This window comes from Planctomycetota bacterium, from assembly GCA_018242585.1.
Classification (GTDB): Bacteria; Planctomycetota; Planctomycetia; order Pirellulales; family PNKZ01; genus JAFEBQ01.
The window spans coordinates 26,120-51,162 of sequence record JAFEBQ010000043.1; the positions used below are offsets into that span (position 1 = coordinate 26,120).

Here is a 25,043-nt window from a genome sequence, read left to right on the forward strand (position 1 = left end):
AGCGTTTGTCATTCATCGTTCATCGTTTTTGAGAAAAAGCAGCAATGGCTCGTACCACTGGACCTGTCTGTCGCCTCTGTCGTCGCGAAGGGATGAAGTTGTTCCTCAAGGGGAACCGTTGCGACAGCCCCAAGTGCGCGATCGACCGCCGCAATACTCAGCCCGGCATGCACAATCAGCGCCGCCCCAAGCTGACCGACTACGGCATCCACTTGCGCGAGAAGCAGAAGGTCAAGCACTATTACGGCGTGCTCGAGCGGCAGTTCCGCACCTACTTCGCCGAAGCGTCCCGCTCGCGCGGCAACACGGGTAACACGCTGATGAGTCTGCTCGAACGCCGGCTCGACAACATTGTCCACCGCTTGGGCTTTGGCAACAGCCGCGCCCAGGCCCGCCAGATGATTGGCCACGGGCACATCACCGTGAACGGCCGCCGCGTCGACATCCCCAGCTACCTGGTCAAGGCCGGCGATGTCATTCGCGCCAAGAACCGGGCCAAGAGCTTGCAGTTGATTCACGCCGCCGTGGCCGAAAACGAACGCCAGATTCCCGACTTTCTGGCTCGCGACGACGAGGGCTTGAAGAACCAGAGCGCCGTGCCCGAGGGGCGCGTGGTTCGCTTGCCCGAGGCGTTTGATGTGTCGCTTCCGATCGAAGTCCAGTTGATCATCGAGTTGTGCTCGAAGTAGTGCCGCTCGCGATTTTACCTGTTGGAGATTTGCAATGCGTATTCGTTGGCGCGGTTTGGAGCTTCCCAGTGCCGTCACCTGCGACACCAAGACGCTGTCGTCGACCTACGGCAAGTTCGTGGCCGAGCCGTTTGAGCGCGGCTTTGGCGTGACGATTGGCAACAGCCTGCGTCGGATCATGTTGTCGAGCCTGGAGGGCAGCTCGATTACCCAAGTTAAGCTGCATGGCGCGCAGCACGAGTTCACCACCATCGCGGGCGTGGTCGAAGACGTCACTGACATCGTGTTGAACGTCAAGGCGCTGGTCGTCAAGAACCACGGCGAAAGCACGCGCGTCGTCCACATCAAGAAGAATACCAAGGGTGTCGTCACCGGCGCCGATGTCCAGACCGACGACCAGGTCGAAGTGATCAACAAGGATCACGTCCTGGCCACGCTGACGGCCGATGTGCCATTTGAAGTGGAAATGGTCGTCGAGAACGGCCGCGGTTACGTCCCGGCCAGCGAGCACAGCCCGAATGTGCAAGAGATCGGCATCATCCCGGTCGACGCCGTGTTCAGCCCAGTGATCCGCGTCCGCTACGAAATCGAAGAGACCCGCGTTGGTCAGAAGACCAACTACGACAAGCTCACGCTCGAGATTTGGACCAACGGCTCGATTCATCCCGAAGCGGCGTTGATCGAAGCGGCCAAGATCCTGCGCAAGCACTTGAACCCGTTTGTTCAATACAGCGAGCTGGGCAGCCAGGTCCACGCCGAAAGCCGCTCGTCGGCTTCGATTGGCATCGACCCGGCGCTGGAAAGCAAATTAGGCATGAACATCGCGGAGCTGAACCTCTCGGTGCGTGCCACCAACTGCCTGGAATCGGAAAATATCACCTCGGTTCGCGAGCTGGTCGGTCGCTCGCCGGACCAGCTGCTCGACGTCCGCAACTTTGGCGAAACCACGCTCAACGAAGTGCGTGAGAAGCTCGCCGAGCTCGGACTGCGACTGGGCATGCGGTTGCCCAGCCCCAGCGGAGTTTAATCGCACCTTTTAGCAACCAAGCTGTCTCAAGGAAGTTTGCCGGCGGCGCCGACTCACCAGCGTGTGGACCAGGCCCCGTGGCGACTCAACGGAATCTGCCATGCGTCATCGTCGTAAAGGTCGTGCCTTCGATCGTTCTCCCCCGCACCAACGCGCTTTGATGCGCAGCCTGGCGGCAAACCTGTTCCTCACCGAACGGAACGCCGAGTTGGACGCCAACAAGCCCAAGGTTCGTGGTCGCATCGTGACCACACTCGAAAAGGCCAAGGAAGCTCGGCCGATCATCGAGAAGTGCATCACCATCGCTCGCAAGAGCTTGGCGGTTCGCGCCGAAGCCGAGAAGTACACTACCGACGCCGAGCGCGGCACCGACGCCTGGAAGGCCTGGCGCAAGGGCGAGCAGTGGAAGCTGTGGAACAAGGCCATCGCGCCGGATGTCAAGGCCCGCAAGCGCGTGCTGGTAATGGTCGGCAACAAGCAGGCCGTGCGGATTCTGTTCGACGACATCGCTCCGCGCTTCGCCGATCGCAACGGCGGCTACACCCGGATTCTGCGGCTGGCCAAGCCGCGCCTGGGCGATAACGGCACGCGGGCATTGATCGAGTTGGTAGGCGCCAACGACCGCGCCCCGCGCGGCGCCGTGGCCCCGGCCATCGAACCCGAAGAATCGGCAACGTAAGCAGCCCGCGGTTTGTCGACTGGGGGCTGCCAGCCACGCAGGAGCAGCGAGCATGGCCACGGAAGGGCCTCGCCGACGTCGCGACGTGTCGCACTCAAGCGACGCTGCCAGCCATTCCGCAGCCCCCTCCCCTGCTCCGCCAGTAGAGGGTGCTTCACTAGTCAGTTTCGCCGCGCCAGCCGGTTTTGACTTCACCGGCTACATGCGCCGGCTCTGCCAGGACATCACGGTTCGGCTACCGGAGTTCCGGCACATCGACATGTCGCGGGTCGCACTGCGCGGCTGCCAGACGCGCCGCGCGGGGCGTTACGGCGTCCAGGCTTCGCTCACGCCGATGCGCTTCAAGGATGGTGCCGTGCAAACGATCCGCCGCGGCCGTCCCTACCGCGTGCGTCCCATTCACGACCGAGCGGGTCGCGAGATGTTGTATCTGCTGAGCTTTTACCTGCCCCGGTTTCTCGACTTGTCTTACGACGAGAAGCTGGCCACGGTCTGTCACGAGCTGTGGCACATCGGCCCGACGTTCAACGGGGACATCCGCCGCCACGAGCACGGCCGCTGCTACGCCCACGGGCCGAGTGAGAAGCAGTTTCATGCCGCGATGCACGTGCTGGCCCAGCGCTGGCTGGCGCTCGACCCGCCGGCCGAGTTGCACGCCCTGCTCCGCCACAACTTCCAGGCGATCCGCGGCCGCCATGGCGCGGTGCTGGCCGCGCGATTGCCCACGCCCCGGTTGATCCCGGTTCCCGCGCCCAACGCGGCGCAAAACTAGCGCGAATCACGACCCATTGCGAGCAAGTCGCCCCTTCGGGTACGCCGACTGAACAGCCAATCCGACCGCATTGGCCACCGATTGTTGGCGTTCTCGTCCGGACTGAGTTTAGAATGTGGGGGCCTGCCCGAGCGTGGTCCAGGGCCGCTGGTCCTGAACCGCTTGCCCCACTTGCCACCATCCCGGGTGACGAACTCTCCCGGCCTTCCCGCGAGGACTTGCCATGCGATCGCCGTCGAGCCTGAGCCGCGTGTTAAGTTGCGTTGCCGCGCTGCTGTTTGCCACGTCGTTGCGAGCGGACGAAAAGACTGAATTCAGTTCGCTGAGTTGGACAACCAACGCGCCTCGCGACGAGATCAAGCCCCGCTTCGCGCTCGATGCCCACGCCGGCCACGGCGGTGCGCCGGCCCTGACCATCGACGCCGCCGGGTTCGACGGAGCGCACGGCTGGTGGACGACGAGCATGCCGGTCGAGGGTGGCAAGTATTACCGCTTCCACGTCCTGCGTCGCACCACGGCGGTCGACGTGCCGCGTCGCTCGGCCTGGGCCCGTGTGCTGTGGATCGACGCCAACGGCAAGCCGGTTCGTCACGATGAGCCCGGCCCCGCGGTTCGCTACGACCGCTCGCCGACGCCCCGTGCCGAGCCCGAGTACCCCACCGACCGCGCGACCGATGCCGAGGGCTGGACCGAGTTGGCCGACACCTACCGCGCGCCGTCGGCCGCGCGCCACGCGGTGCTCGAGTTGCACCTGCTTTGGACCGGCGGGCGCGTGGCCTATTGCGACTTGTCGTTCACGGAAACCGAGCGGCCCACCGGGCGGATCGTCCGACTGGCCGCGGTTCATGCCGTGCCCAAGAGCGCCGAAAAGACACCCGACGGGAACCGACGCTTCTTCGAGCCGATCATCGCCCAGGCCGCCGAGCAGCGCGTCGACTTGCTGGTCTTGCCCGAGTCGCTTACTTGGATGGGGACTGGGCTGGCGATGGCCGACGTTTCGGAGCCAGTCCCCGGTCCGTCGACCGAATACTTCGGCGCGCTGGCAAAGAAGCATCACATGCACCTCGTGCCGGCCATCGTCGAGCGCGAAGGCAAGCTGATCTACAACACGTCGGTGCTGATCGGCCCCGACGGCGAAATCATCGGCAAGTACCGCAAGGTCACACTGCCCCGCTCCGAGATCGAATTGGGCGTGCAGCCGGGCAACGAGTACCCGGTGTTTGAAACGCGCTTCGGCCGCGTGGGCATGATGATCTGCTACGACGGATTCTTTCCCGAGGTGGCGCGTCAATTGGCCAACAATGGCGCCGAGGTGATCGCGTGGCCCGTGGCCGGTTGCAACCCGTTGCTGGCGGCGGCCCGGGCCTGTGAAAACCATGTCTACGTCGTCAGCGCGACCTACACCGACGTGTCGAGCAAGTGGATGATCTCGGCCATCTTCGGCCACGACGGGCAACCGCTGGCCCAGGCCAAGGAGTGGGGCACGCTGGCCGTGGCCGAGGTCGACCTGGACAAGCACACGCGTTGGGCGAGCCTGGGCGATTTCAAGGCCGAGAACCCGCGACACCGCCCGGTCGACGCCGCGCCGCGCGCGGCGCCACCCAAGCCGAGCCCGCAGCCCGCGCCCGAGCGTCAAGCGCAAGTCGGGCAGCCATGACCCAGACGGTGTTGCATCGGGCCTTCGCGCCGCTGCGCCGCCTGTTGCCTCGGTCGGTCAGCAACTTGCTGCGCAGCACGGTGACGGCGCTGCTCACGCCGCTGCGCTTTGCTTGGCGCAGCGGGCATTTTCGCAGCTCGTTCAAGATGGCCGCCGTCGCGCGCGACGGCAAGCCGATCCCCTGGTACACGTACCCCGCGATCGACCTCTTAAGCCAGCGGACCTATGCCGGCAAGCACGTGCTGGAGTTTGGCGCGGGGCAATCGACGTTCTGGTGGAGCGAGCGTGCGGCCCGCATCCTGGCCCTGGAAGAAAGCCCCGCCTGGTACAAGAAGCTGCTGCCGGCGATGCCGGCCAACGTCGATCTGCGGCTGATTACGCTGGCCAGCCCGGAGCGCTGCGTGGCCGAGGTGGAACAGACGCTGGCCGGTTACCCGATCCAGCAGTTTGACGTGATCGTGATCGACGGCCTGTTCCGGATGGAATTGGTCGAGGTAGCCAAGCGATACGTCGCGCCGCGCGGGATCATCATCTGTGACGATTCCGAGGGCTTCCACTTCTGGGAGATGTTCCGCGACTCGGGCTTTCAACACGTCGAGTTTTACGGCTACGCGCCCGGCGTGATGCTGGAACGCTGCACGTCGATTTTCTTCCGCGACGGAGCGTTCATCTTTGACGGCGAGTGGCCGATTCCCGTTCTGGCAGAGCAGTGAAAGTTTACGCATGCCGCGCAAACACGCGCCGGCGGCAGCGTGGCATGGTTGGCGTCGGCCGGGCAATGTTAGCGCCAGCCCTCATCGCGGCCGAACGTGATTGCCACCAAGGGCAAACCCTCGACATCGAGCAGCTCGACTCCTGGTCGGGCCCATTCAGCCGAGCGTCCGCCGGGGCCCATGGCCGCGACTGTTCGAAGCGTTCCAATTGACCGGCGGCGTGTCGCCCCTCCGCGGCTTGTCTCTGAAAGTGCATACGACAGAAATGACGGACTGGGCGTTCCAACGCGACGCCTTGTCGCGTGCGCTCGCTCGCGGTTCCCTCTTCTCCTGCGCCGTACCTGGAAATCTCCGTTGTTTACGCCGGTTTCCGGGGCCGCGCGGCCTTGGCACGCGATGTGCGATCTTACCGCCCACGCTCATCAGTGTTTGTCTTGATTTGCCTTTGTGCCCGTGAAGGCGTTTCGCCTTGATGCCCCAATAGACTGCGTCGCGTCCCCGTTAATATCTCGGCGTGGCGTGCGCCATTGGCGGGGTCGCGGTGCGAGATGATTGCTTCTCCTCGCTCAATCAGAACGCATGGCACACGCTTGCCCCCTGCCGCCGAGCCTATCCGCCAATGAATCGGGCACGGATTGTTCCGCGGCGCGCCAATCGGCCTGGCTCAATTGGGGAATCGTTGTCCTGATAACGCTGACAGTCACGGTCAGGCTGGCGCAACACATGGCTGACGGCGTCATCCCTTCCGATACTGGCGCGCTGGGACACGCGGCTGAACGAGTCCTCAAGCATCAACTTCCACATCGTGACTTCGACGGACCCTACACGGGGCTGTTGAGCATGGTGAATGCCGGCGCCTTTCGCTGTTTCGGGGTCAGCATACAATCGATGCGTTTGCCGCTGATTCCGCTCTCGGTGGCCGGCTTTTTAACCTTGTATGGGCTGATGCGTCACACGCTCTCAATCGGGTCGGCGTTGGTGACCACGCTGGCGGCGTTTGTTTGGAGCGTGCCCAATTACTTTTCACCGATGCCAAGCTGGTACAACCTGTTTTTGGCGCTGTTTGGCGCGGCGGCGCTGTTGCGCTATGCCCGCACGTCCGAGCGGACCATGTTGCTGATCGCCGGCGCGTGTTGCGGGGTCTCGCTGCTGTTCAAAGTGGTGGGGCTCTACTTTGCCGCGAGTGCCGCCTTGTTTGTGATCTTTGCCGAACAATTGCAGACCGAGCTTCACCCGAGCCATCGCACTCCCCGCGCCACGATTGGCTCGGGGGTGATCATCGGCGGCTTGGTTGCCTTTGTCGCCGCGGCGGGCTGGCTGCTCTTGGGCAAGTTCCGCCTGGTGGAGTTGATCGTGTTCGTGCTGCCGCCGACGTTGCTGGCCCAGTTTTTGATCTGGAACGAATTCCGACTTCGGCATTGCGACGCCAAGGGAAGATTCTGGCGCATCGCGCGAGCGGGGGCGTGCTTTGCCGTGGGGTTCTGCGTGCCCGTGGCGTTGTTCTTGATTCCGTATTTTGCCACGCGCAGCGTCGATGAATGGCTGGTGGGCGTGTTCGTGACTCCGTTCATGCGATTGTCGCACAGCGAGTTCCATCGCCCCTTGCAACTGGACGATCTGCTGGTCGGCGCGTTGATCGTGGTCTTGTCCTGCCTGATGATGTTTGTCGCCATTAAACCTGGGATGCCACGGCTGGGGCGTGCGTTGCCCTGGCTGTGGAGCGTGGCGGTGATTGTCGCTGGCGGTATCGCCACGGTGAATTCCGGAGTCTGGTCGGCGCTGCGCCTGGTGCCGCTGGCGGCGGCGATCGTGCTGGTATGCATGTTGTATCGACAACGTCACGATCGACGGACGGCCGAGCAGCAACAGACCGACGCCCAGCGCTGCTTGCCGCTGTTCTTGATGGTTGCCGTGGCTTCCACCTTTAATTGGGTCCAGTTTCCGCTGGCACATGGGATTTATCTGCTCTATGCCGCCCCGGTGCTGATCGCCGCCGGCGGCATGGCCCTGGCCCTGCTTACCCCCCGTCGAGTTTGGCCAACCGCTTGCTTGGGCATCGGCCTGGCGGTCTTTGCCATTGTCTGGGTGGCGCGTGGCGCGGCGCCGTTGTACGGTGAACGGTTTGAACCCGACAACCGCGACACGATTGTCAGAACCTCGCGCGGCGCCATTTATTACGACCGCCCCTCGGCGCGAGCCTACGAGGCGCTAATCGAAGAGATCGATCGCCATGCGTCCCCTGGCGAGCCGATTCTGGCGCTGCCCGATTTCCCCGAGGCCTATTTCTTCAGTGGGCACCCGAATGCGACCCGAACCTTCTACGACATTTTCGATCAGGACTACGGTTCGCCCAATCGGGACCGGCGCTTGCTGGCGATGCTCGACAAACGCGGGGTCCGTGTCATTGTGATGAAGAACTTCTCACCGGTGTCGCAAGTGGGGCTGCCCGACCGGCTTCGCGCCGAGCTGCGCCGGCGTTTTCCGCATCAACAGCGTATTTTCATCCAAAACAAGCCCATGCTTACCGTTCGCTGGCGCAACGCCGTCCCCGCTTCGGCCAAGGCGCCGGTTGGCGTCCGCCAGCCGAAATCGTCCCCAGCCACCGCCCTCGTCGACCGGCTGAATTGAGCCGATTCGCCACGGCGAGCCCGATCAGCCGTTCGGCGCGAGGCTTGGCACAATGCCCAGGGGTACGCGGCGACCGGCCGCTCGCCAGTCAAGCGTTCGCTCTTTTACCGTCGGCAAGTCGAATGATAGAACGCCGCAACCTCGGCGGCGTTATTGGCCACGGACCTGGGTGTTGCGAATATTCGTCACTTGCAACGGGATGAAATCCATTCTGAGCGGCGTCCCCGTCCGGTTGTTGGTCACGGCTGGACTGTAGGGGAATCCATACAAGGCCATCATGCCGCTATTGAGTTCGGCGATGCACAAGATGCATTGCCCCATCTGAACACCGTTGAACGGGCGCAGATCGGCCCGCGCCGTCACCATCAGCAACTTGGGCTGCTTGCCGGCCTCGATCTTCAGGTCTTTGAGCACGTTGTGATGCATGATTGCCGCCAGACCCTTGGTCACCGGATGGACGACGGCGCCGTTCAAATCGCCCGTCAAGAAATCGAGCGTGAAAACTGCTTCGGTCGTGTCGTCGCAGGTGCCGGTGCTGAGGGCGAAGTTTTCGCCACGATCGGTGGCCACCGCCTGCAGGTTTCGCGGCGACCAAGCGAAGCTGAGTGCCAAACCTGCGATCAGTCCCGCGGCCGTCCACGTCGCACGGTTGTCCAGAATGCGCTGTAGCATTGCAAGTACTCCTACGTCGGTGAGAGAAGCGAATGACGTCAGGCATCACCGCCGAAAACGCCCGCTTGAAGCATCGACGCCGATCAGATCCAAGCCGCGACTTTCGGCGCGGCAATTATATGCCCCTGCGGGAAAGCTGGCTGGCTGATCGGTGGCGGAATTCAGCCGGTCGCGTTCGCAATGCCAGTGGCGACAAGAGGTTTAGGAACACGAGCGATCTTTGCGTTCGCGGCCGCGCGATGGACAGCGGGGCCACGGCGCTGGCAGATTGACCGGCCCGGCGAATGACGCCGATCGGAGAGAGCATGATCAACGCGAGCGCCGCGCGGCTGTGCGACCGCGCAAAAAGAAAGCCCGCGACTGGGCGGGCTGGCGGGCGTGGACCGGGCAATCGCGGCCGACGAATTCGACGGCTCTCGTGCTTTCCACCAATCGAGTGCCCCCCCCCGGACTCGAACCGGGAACCCTCTGATTAAGAGTCAGATGCTCTGACCAATTGAGCTAGGGAGGCGTGCCCCGGTGGGCCGCTGGCCCCAGGGGGACTCGTAGTATAGAAATCGGCCGCCACCTCGCCAAGGGGCGGGGGGAAGAGGGGCTAGGGACTAGGGATTAGAGGCTAGGGAAGGCGGTTGTCCGTTGTCAGTTATCAGTTGCAGGAGGCGACTTGCAGCCACCTGCCAGCAACGGGCACGAAGCGGAAAACAACGGACTACGGACAACTGACCACGGACGCCCCCCATCGAACGAATTGCAGGCCGGGACCGATGGCGTGATAATCGAATCCCGCGCGCGCGGCGCGACCACGGATGTTACCGACCCCAACTGTTTCCCCTCAATCGAACTCGTTCGCCCCCCGCAGCAAGGACGCTTTTTCGATGGCAACTCACCTCACCGTTCTGGCCAGCGGCAGCTCGGGCAATTGCAGCCTGTTGGAGGCCGGCCAGTTCGGCGTGCTGCTCGACTTGGGCCTGGGGCCGCGGTCGATCGCCCAGCGGCTGGCCGGCGTCGGTGCGAATTGGAACCGGGTCAAGGCGGTGCTGCTCACGCATACGCACGGCGACCATTGGAACGAGCGGACGCTGGGTCTGATGTTCCGTCAGCGGATTCCCCTCTATTGCCATACAGAGCATGTCAAGTTTCTGCGCCGGTCGGCGCCCTCGGCCATCCAGCTCGACAAGGAAAAGCTGCTGCGAACCTATGAAGCGAACACGCCTTGGGAGTTGACCGCTGGGCTACAGTGCCGAGCCTTTCCAGTCAGCCATGACAGCGGGCCGACGTTCGGCTTTCGCATCGAAGGCTCGGGCGATCTGTTCGAGCGTGAATGGTCGTTGGGCTATGCCGCCGACTTGGGCACCTGGGACATGCCAATCGGCGCGGCCTTGGAAGACGTCGACCTGCTGGCCTTGGAGTTCAATCACGACGTTGACCTGCAGCGCAACAGCGGCCGGCCATCCTATCTGATCGAGCGTTGCCTCGGCGAAGAAGGACACCTGAGCAACGAGCAAGGGGCCGATTTGCTGGCCCACGCGCTGGAGCGTTCCACGCCCGGCCGGTTAAAGCACGTGGTGCAGTTACACCTGAGCCGGCAGTGCAACGATCCGACCTTGGCCCAACGCGCGGCTCAAAAGGTGCTAACCAGCCTCAAGAACAAGGTCGAGTTGCACACCGCGGCCCAGGATCGACCGACCGCGCGATTGGCCGTCGCCGGCGAAGCCCAAGCCGAGCCGCGTTTGGCGAGCGCGTAAGCGTCATTCAGCAGAAATGTGAACCGCAAAGACGCAAAGGGCGCAAAGAAGAAAATCAGAAGTTAGTATTCTTCACGTACTCTCGGCGTATTGCTCACTCGTTGTTGACGATAACTATTCCACCGCATTTCTTTGCGCCCTTTGCGTCTTTGCGGTGAAATCTTTCTGAGCAATTAATACTGTTGGTAATCCGCTGCGATCGTGCGCTTGGGCACCTCGACTGGCATCGGTTGAATGTCGAAGTTCACGCCGATCGATTCCATCCGCTTTGGCTTGCCGACGTTCAGCGGCTGGCCTGGTTTCTGCTCGCGTTCGGCGCCGAACGTGTTCATGATCTTGTGAATGGTGGGATTGATCTCGGTCTTGCCATCTGGGCGCGGCGTGCCGACGGTGTCGAAGCTGCCGATGGTCACGATGCTTGAATAGCGGTCGTGGAACTCGTAGGCCTCGTAGTTCTTGGCCCGCAGCGCTTCGCACAGCCGGTGCGCCTTGTCGGCCGCTTCTTCCAACGTGCCGACGACGGCCTTCTTGGCCATTTCTTCCTTCTGCTTGTCGTTGGCCACGTACGGGATCACCGGCGTGGCAAAAGTGGCCACGCGAACCGTGTACTTGCCCGGGCATTGCAGCAAGCTGTGCTTGAGCGGCTTGTTCAGGTCGATGACCATCTTGTCGATCCCCTTGGGCTTGAAATAGCCCTCGGGAATCTTGGGGTTCGAGGTGATGAAGGCATGGCTCATCGGGCCGACGGGCTCGTTGTTCGAGCTGCGCGTGAACGATTGCTGCAAAGCTCGCCAGCCTTTTACCGTGCGGTCCTTGGCCCAATTTTCGTTGATCGGGTTCTTTGACAAGGTGTTCGGTTGCATCGAGCGCAACCGTTCCAGCGCCTTTTGCGCCTGCGAGTCATCCGCCGCCGGGAAGTCGCCGACCAGCACGGCCACTTCCTCGGCGCGCTGGATGCGATACTTCATCTTGCGCGGACCACCGTAACGATCGACGCCCAGGTTCGACGTGCCAGCGTCAAAGTTGAATTGCATGTGATGGGCATAGGCGTTCATGCCGTGTTGGCTGCGCAGCTCGTGTACCAGTTCGTTGGCCTTGGTCTCGGCGTCGTCGCCATTGAAGGTATACGCCATCACCATCCACGGGCCGTTCTCTTCGGTCAGCGTGTACGTCCGGCCCGGCTCGGCGTCGACCTGCTTGAACAGCGACATGCGGCGCCAGGGCGTTTCGGCCATCGCGACCGTGGCCGCGCTGAACAGTAGCGCCACGAATCCAAGACGACACACGACCGACCGGGGGCTGATGGACATAGAGCCTCGGAGGAACCTGAGTAGGCGTGAGATCGGAATGCAGATGAGACGAGCAGGCAGGGGGCCACCAGCCAAATGCTAGCGCCGGGGAGCAGGCAAGGGGCGGGAGTGTAACAAACCCCCCCAGGCGCTGCCAGAGCGACTGACGCCATGCGGCACGCCTAGCGTGCTAGCGGCGTGGCGTAGATCAACTCGCCATCCTGGCGTTCGGCCCGGGCCGTGACAAACGTCCCAAATCGTGCCGCGCCAGCTGGGACCGCGATCGTGGCATAGCGGCAGGCGGTGCCGAGCATGGTCCCCGCGGGCGCCGCGGTTGACGGCTCGACCAGAACTTGCAGCTCGCGCCCTAGCAGCCGAGCGTGGTACTGCTGGCGCAACTCGGCTTCGAGCGCGGTCAGCCGCTGGCACCGCTCGCGCCGCGCCTCGGGCGCAACCTGCGCGCCCATTTCGGCGGCCGGTGTACCGCGCCGCGCGCTGAACGGAAAGACGTGGAGCTTCGAGAACCCCACCTCGCGGCACACGGCCAGCGTCTCGGCGAACTCGGCCTCGGTTTCACCGGGAAAGCCGACGATCACGTCGGTGGTCAGCGCCGGCAGTTCAAGCGCCGACTGGACCAGCCGGCAACGGTCGAGGAATCGCCTCGCCCCCCAGCGGCGGCGCATCCGGCGCAACACGCCATCGGAGCCGCTTTGCATCGAAACGTGCAGGTGCGGGCAGACCTTTTGCGGCCAGTGGTGCATGACGTCGATCAGCTCGTGGGTCAGCTCGGTGGCTTCGATGCTCGACAGACGAATGCGAAAGTCACCGGGCAGTTGCGCCAGCCGATCGACCAGGTGCGACAGCCGCGTCCACTCGTTTTTTGGCCGGCCACGATTCAGCTCGACGCCATAGTGCCCCAGGTGGATGCCGCAGAGAATGATTTCATGGTAGCCGTTGTCGACCAGCCGACGGGCCTCGTCGACGATGTGGGCCATCGGGCGGCTGGCCAGTTGCGGCCGAACCGAAGGGATGATGCAGAAGCTGCAATGCAACATGCAGCCGTCTTGCACTTTGACATAGGCCCGTTGCCGATGGCGGAATCGCGAAATGCCCGTCGGTACATCGACTAGCCCGAATCGTTGCAACAAATCGGGCAGCTCGCGCTTGTTGGTAATTACCTCGGACACGCCGGGGAGCGCGGCCACTTCGCCGGGCGCGCGCGTGGCATAGCAGCCCATCACGATGATCTGCGCGCCGGGGTTCCGCTGGGCCAGTTTGCGAATCGCCTGGCGACTCTTGGCGTCTCCTTCGTGCGTCACCGTGCAGGTGTTCACCAAGCAGACATCGGCCGCTTCCTCGTCGCCGGCGTCCCGATAGCCGACCTCGGCCAGCCCCTGACGGACGAACTCGGTTTCGTACTGGTTGACCTTGCAACCGAGCGTGACGGTTCGCAACCGCGGCGCGTCGGGGGCGAAGGTCGGTTCCGGGGCGTCGGAAGGCGCCAACCGGCGCGGCGGCGCGACCACGTCGGGGCCGGCGCTCATGACTCGGGCTCGATCGACGACGACATCGAACCTTTGCTTGAGGCGATCAGCGCATCCTTGCCATAGGCATGAATCTGGTCGCGCTTCAACTCGGCATGTTCCTTGGTCGTGGTCAACACCACGGTTCGCCCTTGCAAATCGACCTCTTGGGCGAGCTTCAGCCCTTTCAGATCGGGGTGGCCGAACAGCTCCTTGAGCATGCGGACAACGTATTCGTAGCTGTGGTCGTCGTCGTTCCAGAGAACCACGTGATAGCGCGGCTGCCGCTTGGACTTTTGCTTGTCCTCGGGCTTGGGCTGCTGTTTGACTTCGTCGACCGTTTCAGGTTCGGCAACCTGGGCAGCTTCGCTCATGGCAGTTGGTTTTCCTGTCGACTACCGAGGTTCGCCCAGGGACGGCTGCATGGGGGCGCGTGGCGAACGAATGGTCCAAACCGGCTGAGAACATTATATTACAGCCCATCGCCGCGGCCTACTGCTGGCATTGATTGCCAGGAAAAACGCCGAAAGCCTTATCACGCCACTCAGGACGACCCACGCCACGACTATGCCAGCCCCGTTTGAATCTTACCTGACTGAACATGCCGCCCGGTTTGAGGACGAACTCTGCCAGTGGCTGCGGATTCCCAGCGTCAGCGCCATTTCGGCCCATCGCAACGACACGCGCCGCGCCGCCGCCTGGGTCGCTGGCCAGTTGCAGGCCCTGGGCCTGCAGGTCGAGCAAGTCGAAACGCCGGGGCACCCGATCATCTATGCCGAGTGGCTGGGTGCGCTGGGGGCGCCGACCGTGTTGGTCTATGGCCATTACGACGTGCAGCCGGCCGACCCATTGGACGAGTGGATCACCCCGCCGTTCGAGCCGGCCCGCCGCGAGGGAAACATTTACGCCCGCGGCGCCACCGACGACAAGGGACAGGTACTCACCCATGTGAAGGCGGCCGAGGCTTGGCTGCGCACGGCGGGCAAGTTGCCGGTGAACCTCAAGTTCCTGATCGAGGGAGAAGAGGAAGTCGGCAGCGAGAACCTCGAACCGTTCGTGGCCGCCAACCGCGACAAGCTGGCCTGCGATGTGATCGTGATCAGCGACACGGCCCAATACGCCCCCGGCAAGCCGGCTATCACGTACGGACTGCGCGGCATCGCTTATTTCGAGGTCAAGCTCCGCGGGCCGGCCAAGGACTTGCACTCGGGCATCTTCGGCGGCGCAGTCAGCAACCCGGCCAATGCGCTGGCCAAGATGCTGGGCGGGCTGGTCGATGAGCAAGGTCGCATTCAGGTGCCAGGGTTCTACGATCATGTTGTGCCGCTGACGCCGCGCGAGCGCGAACAGTTCGCGGCCCTGAACTATGACGACGCCGAGCTATGCAAACAATTGGAAGTAGGCGGACTGAGCGGCGAAGCGGGCTACAGCACGCTCGAACGCCGTTGGGCGCGGCCGACGTGCGACATCAACGGCCTGACCTCGGGCTATCAAGGCGAAGGGGCCAAGACGGTCCTGCCCTGCCGCGCCAGCGCCAAGCTGAGCTTCCGCCTAGTGCCGAACCAGACGCCGGCCGAAGTCGAGCGCGGGCTGCGCACCTTTTTGCAAAGTCGACTGCCGCCGGGCGTCACGATGGAGATTGTGGCCCACCACGGCGCGCCGGGCATTTTGACGCCGCTGGAAAGCCCGTACATGGCCGCCGCCGAGCAGGCGATCGCGGCCGGGTTCGGCACGCCGCCGGTGTTGGTCCGCGAGGGGGGCTCGATCCCCATCGTGTCGACGTTCAAAGAATTGCTGGGGGTCGATACACTGCTGCTGGGCTGGGGACTGAACGATGACGGCGCGCACGGGCCGAACGAAAAGTTCTGCCTGGCCGATTACCACCGCGCCATCAAGAGCAGCGCCTGGCTTTGGGAACACATCGGCCGCTTGAAGGGCGCGAAGAAATAATCGGTTATTGCTCCATTGCCACGCGGCCAGCGCTAACCCTTCTCCCTCCGGGAGAAGGTGGCCGACAGGCCGGATGAGGGTCATCGTTCATTCGAGATCGACGCACAAAGCCAAGACAGTGGACCCTCATCCGGTTCGCTGCGCTCACCACCTTCTCCCCGGGGGAGAAGGGTTAAATGCCACCAACGCAAGCATCACACCAGAAGTAGGGCCAAAGGACTGCCATGCTCGATCGCAAATTCATTGTCGATAATGCCGCGGCTGTGAAAGCCAACTGCGCGGCGCGCGGCGTCAAGGCCGACGTCGACCGGTTCGTCGCGCTCGAAGCCGACCGCCGCCAATTGCAAGCCAAGACCGACGAGCTGAACCGCCAGGCCAACGAGGTGGCCAAGAACATCGGCCGCGCCAAGGACGCCGCCGAGCGCGACGCCCGCAAGGAAGAAGGGCGGGCCATCCGCGAACAGGTGACCGCCGTCGAGCATCAGATGACCGCCGTGGCCGAGGAACTCGACACGGTGCAGCGCGGCATCCCCAACATGTCGCACCCATCGGCCCCGCCGGGTGCCGGCGACGACAAGGCCGTCGAAGTCCGCCGCGGCAAGGCGCCAATCCCCAAGTTCGACTTCAAGCCGTTGGATCACGTCACCCTGGGCGAGAAGCTGGGGATCATCGACCTGGAAGGGGGCGCGCGGGTCACGGGGCACGGCTTTTACTTCTTGAAGAACGACGCCGTGCTATTGGAGCTGGCGCTGCAGCGCTGGGCCGTGGGATTGCTGATGGGCGAAGGTTTCACGGCCGCCATCACTCCAGACCTGGCGCTGAACGAAGTGCTGCACGGCACGGGCTATATTCCGCGCGGACCAGAGACCCAGATTTACAGCATCGCGAACACCGACCTCAGCCTGGTGGCGACGGCTGAAATCACGCTGGGCGGTTTGATGCGTGACCAGATTCTCGATGTCGAGCAACTGCCGATCAAACTCTGTGGCATCAGTCACTGCTACCGCACCGAAGCGGGCGCGGCAGGCCGCGCCACCCGCGGGCTTTACCGCGTACACCAGTTCACCAAGGTCGAGATGTTCGCCTTCACGACGCCCGACGCCAGCGACGCCGCGTTGGAAATGCTGCGTGACTTGGAATGCCGCATCTTTGACGAGTTGGGCGTCCCCTACCGCGTGATTGACATCGCGGCGGGCGATCTTGGCGGGCCGGCGTATCGCAAGTACGACCTTGAAGCCTGGATGCCGGGGCGGGGCGAAGCCGGCGAGTTTGGCGAAGTGACCAGCACGAGCAACTGCACCGATTACCAGGCCCGCCGCTTGGGCATACGCTTCCGCCGCAAGGGAGAAAAGGGAACGCAGTTCGTTCATACCCTGAACGGCACCGCCGTGGCGATCAGCCGCGCGTTGATCGCGATTATCGAGAACTACCAGCAAGCCGACGGCACGATCCGCGTGCCCAAGGTGCTGCAGCCGTGGGTGGGCAAGGAAGTGATCGGCTGAAGAAGAGGGGCTAGGGACTAGGGGGAGAGGTGTTCAGCAGCCCCGCGTGCATATTTGCCGGCAGCGTTCCTGGACGATGCGCCACAGGTACTTCGGATTTCCTAGCACGTAGCGTTGCCACTTGTGGGGTTGGCGTCGCAAGATGTCGGCCCATTCCATGCCGAGCTTGCGGACCCAGAGCGGCGCGCGAATCAACTCGCCCGCCCAGCGGTCAACCAGCGCGCCGACCCCCATGCACAATCGCGCGTTCAGTCGCGACCGGTTGCGATCGATCCATTTCTCTTGGATTGGGTTCCCCATCGCCACCAACAACAAGTGCGGCCTTACCCGATTGATTTCGTCGATCACGGCTGACTCGTTCGCCTCGCTCAGAAAGCCAGCGTGAAAGCCGCACTGGGTCCAGCCCGGAAACATCTCAGCCGCCACGGCGGCCGAGCGAGCCACGATCTCGGGCGTGCTCCCCAGCAGGTAATAGCCGAACCGCTTGCCGGATGTGACTTCCAAGAACTCGGGGACCAGGTCGGTGCCGTTCAGGTTCGCCTGCACGCGCACACCTTGCATGCGCGCGGCCCAGCGCACGCCGGTGCCATCGCCCAGGACGACGGTCGCGCGGTTCAGCACCTCGCGGAAACTCGGCTCTTCATAAGCCAGGTTCAACGTGTGGGCGTTGGCATAGTACAGCGTGTGTGGCTGATCGCCAGGATTCAATACCAGCCATTCGCAGAGGGCCAGCGCGTCGTCGAACGTCATGTCGAGCATCGACACATCGAGCACGCGAAACCGACGCGCCGACGCCGGCAACGGCAACGACCAGAGCGGCTTCGTCGCGTGGTCCTCGACGCCAGGTTTTCCGGCCGGCAATGTCGGCGAGCCGCTTAGCGCGAACCATTCGTTCTGGGCCAAGGGGGCCGCTGGGTTCGACACCGGGACGACGGAGGAAGAAAAGGTGAGTTCGGGCTTTTCCATGGCGGGCTCGGGCGCGGTGACTGATTGGTAAACGAGCAGCTCCGCCATGACCGCCTGGCCAGCGCGCACTGCTCCCTACCAACTTTAGGTCAGAACCCGAGCGAAAGAGGAAACCGCGGCAGTAAGCGCGGCGCATTCGCTACGACCGGCGCGATTAAAACACCGGCGGCAGGCCCATCGCCCTGCGCCAGGCGGAAAGCTGTCCCAGATGCGTCGCTTCGTGCGACGTCATTAGCCCCAGGATCAAGCTCCCCATCGTGGGAAAACGGGCTCTCATTCGCTCGGGCGCTGGCTGGGTGAAGACTTCGGGTTGGGCGCCTTGCACCGCGGTGACCAGTCGCGCGTGGCCGGCTTCGAGCCAGGCCAGCAACTCGGCCTTGCTCGGATAGATCGCGCGGTCGCTGCTGGGCGTGGAGCCCATGCCGAAGAGTTCCTTGCGATCTGGCGTGGCGGTCGGCGGCGCGCCGAGCAGATTGCCGCCCGCTTCGCTGACCCAGGCCAGGTGCCCCAGCGTGAACGCCGCGTGGTTCATGGTCCGCTCTGGCACTGGCTGGGCGCACAGTTGCGCATCGTCCAAATCGGCCACCAGTTTTTGGGCATAGGTCAGGCCAAAGGCATAAATCGGTAGGGCGTATTCAAACATACAGGGCTCGTGAAAATGGATGGTTAACTGCGGCCTCGATTGCCCGCCTATTTCGCCGCGCTCGCGCGGACGACTTTGCCGAACATCTGGCCGCCGTGGTCGCCGCCGCTCCAAGTGCCGGCGTATTGATCGCGGAAGAACAGAATCCGGCAGGTGAACTTGCCCATCCCGGGCACCGGAAAGTCGGTCATCGTCAGCACCGGAGTATCGCCGGCCCATTTTACCTCGAGCGTCAGCGGCAGCGTGGCATCGGTCTTGCCGTACTGGATGCGCGCTTGGAACAGAAAGAAGTCGTCGCGCACCTTGGCGACCTTGACCAGGGTGTACTTCTCGGTCTTGCCCGGCTGACCTTCTTTTCCGTCGGTGGTAAAGTGCCCGACCAAGGACGACCCGTTGAGCATCTCGACGAAATTCTTTTCCAGCGTGGCCCGATCGGGCACCGGCGTCGACAACAGCCCGGGCGGCTCGTCGCCCCGCAACGTCGCCAGTCCCAACACCGACAACAACGCAACCGCCAGATAACGCGAAGCACGCATGACCGATCCTCCCAAGTGATCGAGGAATGAATAGCAGCTAAGATTTCGCGCTCAGTATATCCGGGCGACAGGAATCCCGGGAAGCAATTCAACTTGTTGACGCAGTACGGTTCAACAGACGAAATTCACCGCAAAGACGCAAAGGACGCTAAGAATAACAAAGAGATTTGAAACGCAGAGGTCACAGAGAGACGCGGAGAAAGCTTTTCATTTCTACTTCCTTCTGGGCGTTCCTCAGCGCCCTCGGCGATTCAATTCTTTCGCACTTTCCTTTGCGCCCTTTGCGTCTTTGCGGTGCAAACTCCCTTGCCTTTTCTTCGCGTTGTCGTGGCGATTTTGCGGTTGATTTATAGATTCCGCAAATACTGCACCGCTTGCGAAACTTCGAGCGCCGGGTTGTCGACCGAGCCGCGCTCGATCGAAAGATAGCCTCGGTACTGCCGCTCTTCGAGCAGGCCCAGCAGCGCCGGAAAGTCGGCCGCGCCGCGACCGATCTCGACCGCCATGCCCCGCCCGCGGGCCAGGTCGCGAACCGCGTCATTCACATGGACGTGCTCGATCCAGCCGGCCAATTCCTGGGCGGCGTCTTGCGACGAAAAGCCGTTGACGATCAGGTTGCCAGGATCGAACGTCACGCCGAGCGCTCCCTTGGGCAAGGCTTCGAGCAGCCGCCGCAAATCGGCGCCGCTTTCCGCTCCCGTCTCGGTACACAACATCGCGCCGACCTTCTGGCCATAGGCTCCCAGGTCGGCCAGCACTTCGGTCAAGCGTTGCCAGATGGGGCTCTTGTCGTCAGCGGGCACGCGCCCTACCTGGTTCACGACGACCCGCGCGCCTAGTTCATACGCCAAGCGCATGGCCGCGCGCGTCGCTTCGACGCGGGGCTGCAAGTCTTCTTCGACTTCGTAGCCTCGCCGAGTGCGAAACTCGACGGCCGCCACGCGCAGCCCCTGGTCGTCGAGCAGCTTGCGGACCTGGCGGATGCCCGTCTCGCCAAGTTGCGGGTTCACCTCGCCTCGGGCGTCGATCTCGACGGCGTCGATGTTCAGTTGTCGGGCCACGTCGAGCGCCCGCCGAAAGCTCGTCGGCAGACTGCGCAGTTGCAGGGCGATCTTAAGTTGCAGCACGTTGTTTCCTCGGCAGCCGATTGTTTCCGCGGCGGGTTCGGCGAACGGAGCACGCCCTGGCGGTCGATACAGACGAAGAGGCCCCGGCGGTCAACTTGCCAACCGGCGGCAAACTTTACCTAGACTCCCACCCTCGTACCGGCGGCGTGCCAGCAATCATGGGTTCTTGGTCGACCTTGCTGATTCTAACGGCTGCGATCGTTGCGCCCACCGCCTCGGTGAGCGAAGTGGCGGTCGAAGTCTATCGCGAGGGCTTCGAGAATCGTGGCCAGTTCACGGCCGAAACCTTGCCCGATGGTTGGACTCGCCGCTCGGGCCCCGGCTTTCCTCGTTACTTGCCGGCCAAGGTCAGTTTCGAGCCTTCCTACGAAGGGAAGCGGTGCCTGAAGCTGGAACTCGATGGTAACGCCGTCGGCGTGGTGAGCGGGGCCCAGCCGGCCGACGACGAACATTGCTGGCAGGCCAGCGTGATGGTTCGCACCGAGCGGCTGGTCAATGATCGCGTTAGTTTGACGCTGATGTTTCTGAATGAGCGGCGCGAAGTCGTCGAGACCGTGACCAGTGAACTGGTTCAATCGCGCGGCACGTGGACCACGCTCAGCCTTGGACCGGTCGCCCCCAAGCACGAAGCAACACGCTGGGTGCAGATCGGCTTGCAACTCGAACCGACCGCCGGCGAGATGCCCGACCTGGTTGGCTCGGCCCGCTTCGACGAGCTGCGACTGGCCGAGACGCCGCGCGTGCGCATCGAATCGAGCGACGACGTGCGGCTGTTCCAAGTGGGACAACCGATGGTCATCGATTGCAGCGCCACGGGGTTTACCAGCCCACAAGACGCGCTGGTGTTGCGAGTGACGAACCCGTTCAACGAGGTCGTCGATGTGCGCCCCGTGCCACTAAAAACGCCGGGGGCCAACCCGCTGCTCACGAGTCTTTCGGCGGCCGAGGCGTCGATTACTCTGCCGCAAGCCAACCTGGCAGCCGGGCGGCATGACCCGGCGGCGGGACTTTCGCCCGAGCGCGTCGACGGCGTGGAAGTCGAACGTCGCGCGTCCCATGGCAGCCGGCAGCGCTGGCGTATCGACACCTTGCCGGCCGGTTACTATCAACTGCGCATCGGTTACGGCGCCGAAAACGCCCGCGGCTGGTCCGAGCCCTGGCCCGTCGTGGTGATTGAACCTTGGGTCTCGCTGGGCGGCGGCGAGTTTGGCTGGACGCTCGGCGATTTGAACACGCTGGGCGCGCAGAGCATGCGGCTGGTGACCCACTCGGGCATTTCCAAGATCAAGTTGCCGATGATCGTCGACTTGTACAACGTCGAAGGCCGCAAGCAGTTGATCGCTGCGGCCGACGCCTGGAAGCGTCAGCAAATCAACCTGGTGGCCGTTGTTGACCAGGCGCCGAACGTCACGCCCCCCGATACGAAGCATCGCGGCGCGAAAGAGATAGCGCCTTCGCAGCGGACGGCGATCGAGTTGCTCGAAGCCAATCCGAGCGATTATTACACGGCGCTCGAGCCGATTCTGGCGCGATTGGCCTGGCAGATCGATGCCTGGCAATGGGGGCGTGACGGCGATCTGAGCTGCGCGGGCTACACCGAGTTGAACGAACGCGTCAAAGCGATCAAGGCGCAGCTCGACCGCGTGCAAGGGGATTCGACGATCGGGCTTCCCTGGTCGGCGCGCAGTCTGAACGACCCAGCGATTGCCGCCCCGAAGCGGTCGTGGCGGTTCGCGGCCATCGACGACGCGCCGGCCAGCGCGTCGGTCCAGCCATCGTCGACCGCCAAAGGGGTTGAAGGAAAATGGCGCGAAGTGAAGCCAGCCACGCCACAAAGCAGCGCCAGTACGACGCACGAGTTGGCACGCTGGGTCACCCTGCGACCGCAAGCCACGAGCGAGGCGCCGCTCAACAAGCGGATCGACGACCTGGTGGCCCGCACTCTTTCGGCCAAGCTGCAAGGGGCGGCGGCGATCTTCGTGGCCCAGCCTTTCGATCCAAACTATGGCCTGGCCAATGCCCAAGGCGTGCCGGGTGATTTGTATCTGCCGTGGCGCACCACGGCGTCGCTGTTGGACGGCACGACTTACGAAGGGCGGCTGACCCTGCCGGGGGAAAGCGACAACTACCTGTTCTCGCATCATCGCCAGGCGGTGATGGTCATGCGCCGCGACAGCGCCGGCCAGGAATCGTTGTTCCTGGGAGATGGCGCGCGCCGCGTCGACATCTGGGGTCATAGTCGGCCGCTGCCGTTGATCGACGGCCGCCAGTTGGTCGACGTCGAGTCAACCTGTTGTTTCGTGGTCGGGTTGAATCTGCCGATCGCGCGCTGGCGCATGTTGGCCCAGACGCAACTGCCCCGGCTGGCCACACAGTTTGGCGTCCGCCAGCGCGATGCGGTGGTGGTGCAAAACACGTTTGACCGCCGAGTGAGCGGTGTCTTGAAGCTGCACGCGCCGGCGGGTTGGATCGTGCAGCCGGCCAACTTGAACGTGCAACTCGACCCGGGCCAGACGGCCGAGTTTCCGATCGATTGGCTGTTGCCGCTGGCGTGCGACACGGGCCGGCAATTCTGCCGGATGGAGTGCGTGCTGAGCGCGGACGGCGTTTACAACTTCGATGCCTGGCTGCCGTTGTCGGTCGGTGACGACATGATCGAGCAGACGGTCATCTACCGTCATGGACCGGCCGGCGAGTTGATCGTCGATCAGCGGCTCCAGAACCTGGGGGATCAACCCCGCATGTTTCGCTGCTATTGCGACGCTCCCAATCAGCGCCGGCAGCGCAACACGGTGGTGGTGCCGGCCGGGGCCAGCGCGACGGCCACCTACAAGTTCGACGACGCCGGCCAATTGAAGGGGCAGACCATCTGGCTGCGGGCCGAAGACGTCGCCAGCCCCGACATGCTCAGCCGCCGGCTGAAAATCGAGTAAGCTGTAAGGCAAGCCGTTTCAGCCTTCAGCCGTCGAGGCGTCCCATGCTCACCGTCGATCACGTCGTTCGTTTTCTCGAAGCCTTTGCCCCCGTCAAACTGGCCGAGTCGTGGGACAACGTCGGGCTGTTGGTCGGCGATCGCGCGGCCGCGGTCGAGCGAGCGATGACCTGTTTGACCATCACGCCGTCCAGCGCCGCCGAAGCGGTCGCGGCCGGAGCACAACTGATCGTCACGCATCACCCGCTGCCGTTCAAACCCCTCAAGCAACTGACGACCGACACGTCCGAGGGGCGCTTGCTGTGGCAATTGGCTCGGGCGGGCGTCAGCATTTACAGTCCGCACACAGCCTTCGATTCGGCGGCGCAGGGAATCAATCAGCATCTGGCCGAAGGGCTAGGGCTCACCGACATCGAGCCGCTGGTGCTGCACGACGAGGCCGACCCGATTCCGGTCGGTGCGGGGCGGTTTGGCAAGTTGCAACCGGCACTGACGCTGGCCGAGCTGGCCGCGCGCGTGAAAAAGTTCTTCCAGCTCGATCTGGTCCAGCGCGTCGGCCCGGGCGATGCGCCCCTGACTCAAGTAGCGGTGGCCTGTGGCAGCGCGGGCGAGTTTCTGGCCACGGCCGAGCGGCGCGGTTGCCAGTGCTTGTTGACCGGCGAGACCCGGTTTCACACCTGCCTCGAAGCCGAGGCCCGCGGGATGACGCTGCTGTTGGCTGGTCACTTTGCCACCGAGCGCTTTGCCGTCGAGCGGTTGGCCGCGGTGCTGGCCGAAGAGTTCGCCGAACTGTCGGTCTGGGCCAGTCGCGACGAGCGCGACCCGTTGAACTGGGCGTAAGTTCAACTGCGGCAAGAAGGCGTGTTTTCGCGGGCGTTTTCGGCCCCTGTTGTTCGCTCGCCGGGCCGGTACAATGCCCAATCTTGCCCATCGCGGGCAGTCGTCGAACCTCTTTGAGCCCGTCGTCAAGCCATGCCCACGAACGCCGCCCAAGTTGAACAGTTGCGCTGGAAGAAGTTTCCGGTGCTGAACGACGGATTCGTCTGTCTGGTCGATGTGATGGGAGATGATCAGGCCGTCGTCCAGGCGGCCCGAGTCAGCTACGGCGAGGGAACGCGCAAGGTCTCGGACGATCGGGGTCTGATCCGGTACCTGATGCGGCATCGGCACAGCACGCCGTTTGAAATGGCCGAGCTGAAGTTTTTGGTTCGCGTGCCGATGGACACCTGGCGGCAATGGATTCGCCATCGCACGGCGAACGTCAACGAATATTCCACTCGCTATTCGCTGGCCATCGACTCGACCCAGCGCACCTCCGAAACCGAATGGCGCAGCCAGGCGGCGAGCAACCGGCAGGGAAGCGGCGGGCTGCTGGACCCGCACCTGGGGGCCGAATTGTCGGCCGAAGAAGCGCGCTTGCAGGACGAAGCGCGACGGATTTATGAGCAGCGAATCGAGCGCGGCGTGGCTCGCGAGCAGGCGCGTAAGGACCTGCCGCTGTCGACCTATACCGAGGCGTACTGGAAGGTCGACCTGCACAACTTGCTGCACTTCCTGGCGCTGCGGATGGATGCCCATGCCCAAGATGAAATCCGTCGCTACTCGGCCACCATCGGGCACGAGATCGTCAAGCACCTGTTTCCGCTGGTCTGGGAAGCGTTCATCGATTACCGAACCGAAGCCACCTATCTCACGCGTCTGGACGCGGGGGTGATCGCCCGGCTGATGGCGCGCAGCGCCGCCAGTGGACGCCCAGCCACCGACGAGGACTTTATGGCGGTGCAAGACCCGACCTGGATCGGCATGACACGCTGTCGCGAGCGAGACGAATGTCGCGAAAAGCTGGCGTCCTTGAACATTCTGCCGCAACCAGCGGTGCCGAGCGCGACGGACGCGAAGGATAATTGACGGGGAGTTGCTAGTTGCGGGTTGTTAGTTGCAAGTGAATGCTCGTTTCAAACTAATCGCTAACGGCCTTGTCGACTAATTCGAT

The 25,043-nt window shown here is 63.5% G+C and carries 21 protein-coding genes and 1 tRNA gene; 13 read left to right on the forward strand and 9 right to left on the reverse strand.

The genetic code is table 11. The features are described from left to right. Nucleotides 1–44 precede the first annotated feature (44 nt). From rpsD to JSS27_19575, 7 genes are all read left to right on the forward strand, one after another. A complete protein-coding gene (gene rpsD, locus JSS27_19545) occupies nucleotides 45–689 on the forward strand; it encodes a 30S ribosomal protein S4 (protein ID MBS0211146.1) in 645 nt (214 codons plus the stop codon). A gap of 34 nt (nucleotides 690–723) precedes the next feature. Continuing rightward, nucleotides 724–1,716: a DNA-directed RNA polymerase subunit alpha gene (locus JSS27_19550; GenBank protein MBS0211147.1), complete on the forward strand. Its 993-nt coding sequence runs from the start codon at nucleotides 724–726 to the stop codon at nucleotides 1,714–1,716. Between the two features lie 100 nt (nucleotides 1,717–1,816). Next, nucleotides 1,817–2,395, forward strand: a complete 579-nt coding sequence (locus JSS27_19555) for a 50S ribosomal protein L17 (protein ID MBS0211148.1) — start codon at nucleotides 1,817–1,819, stop codon at nucleotides 2,393–2,395. 202 nt (nucleotides 2,396–2,597) lie between these two features. Continuing rightward, nucleotides 2,598–3,167 carry a hypothetical protein gene (locus JSS27_19560; GenBank protein ID MBS0211149.1) on the forward strand — a complete coding sequence of 190 codons (570 nt, stop codon included), beginning with the start codon at nucleotides 2,598–2,600 and terminating at the stop codon, nucleotides 3,165–3,167. Nucleotides 3,168–3,390: 223 nt separating this feature from the next. After that, nucleotides 3,391–4,824, forward strand: a complete 1,434-nt coding sequence (locus tag JSS27_19565; GenBank protein ID MBS0211150.1) for a carbon-nitrogen hydrolase family protein — start codon at nucleotides 3,391–3,393, stop codon at nucleotides 4,822–4,824. Further along, nucleotides 4,821–5,537, forward strand: a complete 717-nt coding sequence (locus JSS27_19570; protein ID MBS0211151.1) for a hypothetical protein — start codon at nucleotides 4,821–4,823, stop codon at nucleotides 5,535–5,537. Before JSS27_19565 ends, JSS27_19570 begins: the two co-directional genes overlap by 4 nt. Before the next feature lie 723 nt (nucleotides 5,538–6,260). Beyond that, complete coding sequence (locus JSS27_19575; protein ID MBS0211152.1) at nucleotides 6,261–8,165, forward strand: hypothetical protein; 1,905 nt, start codon at nucleotides 6,261–6,263, stop codon at nucleotides 8,163–8,165. A gap of 150 nt (nucleotides 8,166–8,315) precedes the next feature. Here JSS27_19575 and JSS27_19580 read toward each other — a convergent pair whose 3' ends face one another. Both JSS27_19580 and JSS27_19585 read right to left on the reverse strand, forming a co-directional pair. Further along, on the reverse strand, nucleotides 8,316–8,837 hold the full coding sequence (locus tag JSS27_19580) for a hypothetical protein (protein ID MBS0211153.1): 522 nt from the start codon (nucleotides 8,835–8,837) through the stop codon (nucleotides 8,316–8,318). A 437-nt stretch (nucleotides 8,838–9,274) separates the two neighbouring features. Then, nucleotides 9,275–9,348 (reverse strand) — tRNA-Lys (locus tag JSS27_19585). A 364-nt stretch (nucleotides 9,349–9,712) separates the two neighbouring features. Between JSS27_19585 and JSS27_19590 the strand changes: the two genes are divergently transcribed. Further along, complete coding sequence (locus JSS27_19590; GenBank protein ID MBS0211154.1) at nucleotides 9,713–10,582, forward strand: MBL fold metallo-hydrolase; 870 nt, start codon at nucleotides 9,713–9,715, stop codon at nucleotides 10,580–10,582. Between the two features lie 173 nt (nucleotides 10,583–10,755). Here JSS27_19590 and JSS27_19595 read toward each other — a convergent pair whose 3' ends face one another. The 3 genes from JSS27_19595 to JSS27_19605 all read right to left on the reverse strand — a co-directional run bounded on the left by JSS27_19595 (nucleotide 10,756) and on the right by JSS27_19605 (nucleotide 13,768). Continuing rightward, nucleotides 10,756–11,892, reverse strand: coding sequence for a hypothetical protein (locus tag JSS27_19595; GenBank protein MBS0211155.1), 1,137 nt, complete (start codon nucleotides 11,890–11,892; stop codon nucleotides 10,756–10,758). A 161-nt stretch (nucleotides 11,893–12,053) separates the two neighbouring features. Then, nucleotides 12,054–13,415: a tRNA (N(6)-L-threonylcarbamoyladenosine(37)-C(2))-methylthiotransferase MtaB gene (gene mtaB, locus JSS27_19600; protein MBS0211156.1), complete on the reverse strand. Its 1,362-nt coding sequence runs from the start codon at nucleotides 13,413–13,415 to the stop codon at nucleotides 12,054–12,056. Continuing rightward, a complete protein-coding gene (locus JSS27_19605) occupies nucleotides 13,412–13,768 on the reverse strand; it encodes an ATP-dependent Clp protease adaptor ClpS (GenBank protein MBS0211157.1) in 357 nt (118 codons plus the stop codon). Before JSS27_19605 ends, mtaB begins: the two co-directional genes overlap by 4 nt. Nucleotides 13,769–13,961: 193 nt before the next feature. Here JSS27_19605 and JSS27_19610 point away from each other — a divergent pair, with 193 nt between their 5' ends. Together JSS27_19610 and serS are read left to right on the forward strand one after the other, a co-directional pair. Continuing rightward, complete coding sequence (locus JSS27_19610) at nucleotides 13,962–15,344, forward strand: dipeptidase (GenBank protein ID MBS0211158.1); 1,383 nt, start codon at nucleotides 13,962–13,964, stop codon at nucleotides 15,342–15,344. A 224-nt stretch (nucleotides 15,345–15,568) separates the two neighbouring features. After that, nucleotides 15,569–16,846 carry a serine--tRNA ligase gene (serS, locus tag JSS27_19615; protein ID MBS0211159.1) on the forward strand — a complete coding sequence of 426 codons (1,278 nt, stop codon included), beginning with the start codon at nucleotides 15,569–15,571 and terminating at the stop codon, nucleotides 16,844–16,846. 33 nt (nucleotides 16,847–16,879) lie between these two features. On the opposite strand, the gene JSS27_19620 is transcribed toward serS, so the two are convergent. From JSS27_19620 to JSS27_19635, 4 genes are all read right to left on the reverse strand, one after another. Beyond that, a complete protein-coding gene (locus JSS27_19620) occupies nucleotides 16,880–17,860 on the reverse strand; it encodes a WecB/TagA/CpsF family glycosyltransferase (protein MBS0211160.1) in 981 nt (326 codons plus the stop codon). Between the two features lie 106 nt (nucleotides 17,861–17,966). Beyond that, nucleotides 17,967–18,455, reverse strand: coding sequence for a DinB family protein (locus JSS27_19625; protein MBS0211161.1), 489 nt, complete (start codon nucleotides 18,453–18,455; stop codon nucleotides 17,967–17,969). Between the two features lie 47 nt (nucleotides 18,456–18,502). Continuing rightward, nucleotides 18,503–18,991 carry a hypothetical protein gene (locus JSS27_19630; protein MBS0211162.1) on the reverse strand — a complete coding sequence of 163 codons (489 nt, stop codon included), beginning with the start codon at nucleotides 18,989–18,991 and terminating at the stop codon, nucleotides 18,503–18,505. A 347-nt stretch (nucleotides 18,992–19,338) separates the two neighbouring features. Next, a complete protein-coding gene (locus JSS27_19635) occupies nucleotides 19,339–20,118 on the reverse strand; it encodes a sugar phosphate isomerase/epimerase (protein MBS0211163.1) in 780 nt (259 codons plus the stop codon). A gap of 158 nt (nucleotides 20,119–20,276) precedes the next feature. Here JSS27_19635 and JSS27_19640 point away from each other — a divergent pair, with 158 nt between their 5' ends. From JSS27_19640 to thyX, 3 genes are all read left to right on the forward strand, one after another. Next, complete coding sequence (locus JSS27_19640) at nucleotides 20,277–23,051, forward strand: hypothetical protein (GenBank protein ID MBS0211164.1); 2,775 nt, start codon at nucleotides 20,277–20,279, stop codon at nucleotides 23,049–23,051. Between the two features lie 44 nt (nucleotides 23,052–23,095). Further along, nucleotides 23,096–23,890 carry a Nif3-like dinuclear metal center hexameric protein gene (locus JSS27_19645; protein MBS0211165.1) on the forward strand — a complete coding sequence of 265 codons (795 nt, stop codon included), beginning with the start codon at nucleotides 23,096–23,098 and terminating at the stop codon, nucleotides 23,888–23,890. A 132-nt stretch (nucleotides 23,891–24,022) separates the two neighbouring features. Beyond that, nucleotides 24,023–24,958 carry an FAD-dependent thymidylate synthase gene (gene thyX, locus JSS27_19650; GenBank protein ID MBS0211166.1) on the forward strand — a complete coding sequence of 312 codons (936 nt, stop codon included), beginning with the start codon at nucleotides 24,023–24,025 and terminating at the stop codon, nucleotides 24,956–24,958. The last annotated feature ends 85 nt before the right edge of the window (nucleotides 24,959–25,043 follow it).